The sequence below is a fragment of the Holdemania filiformis DSM 12042 genome (assembly GCF_000157995.1).
Classification (GTDB): Bacteria; Bacillota_I; Bacilli_A; order Erysipelotrichales; family Erysipelotrichaceae; genus Holdemania; species Holdemania filiformis.
This window is the reverse complement of the sequence record NZ_GG657582.1, coordinates 1-619: the sequence shown is the minus strand read 5'-3', so window position 1 is coordinate 619 and position 619 is coordinate 1. Positions and strand designations below refer to the sequence as shown.

Genomic DNA, 619 nt, shown 5'->3' with positions numbered 1-619 from the left:
TTTGATATGGGGTTTCGGCTTCCATTCTCCATTCTTCTGGTAGAAGCTGAATCCCAGATATTTGATCTCCTTCGGTCTGGCTACTTTCGTCTTTGTCGCGTTCACTTCTACACGCAGGTGTTCTGTTAACCATTTTGTCACTGAGCTCATGACTCGATTCGCTGCCGCTTCGCTTTTTACGCAGATTATACAATCATCCGCATATCGTACAAAACGCAGCCCTCTCGACATTAGCTCTTTGTCAAACTCATTCAGATAGATGTTCGCCAGAAGTGGGCTGATCGGAGATCCTTGTGCTGTTCCGATCTTCGTTTCTTCATAAGTACCTTCTACCAGTACACCTCCCTGTAAGATTCGTCTTACTAAGGATTCTGTATCCGGGTCCTTGATCACCTTGTGAACCAAGATCATCAGAATATCCTGATTCACATTGTCGAAGAATTTGGAAAGGTCCAGATCTACGATCCAGTCATACCCATCATTCATGAATTCCAGTGCTTTAATTACCGCTTGTTCCGCTTTTCTTCCCGGGCGGAATCCGTAGCTGTTTTCTGAGAATTCCTTTTCAAAGATGGGGGTTAACACTTGGCATACCGCTTGTTCTATCCACCGATCTTTA

1 protein-coding gene is annotated in these 619 nt (G+C 44.6%); it reads right to left on the bottom strand.

Annotated elements, in window-relative coordinates; translation table 11 throughout:
* The coding region (locus HOLDEFILI_RS18075; RefSeq protein ID WP_006061402.1) for a reverse transcriptase domain-containing protein at window positions 1–619 on the bottom strand (619 nt) is incomplete at both ends.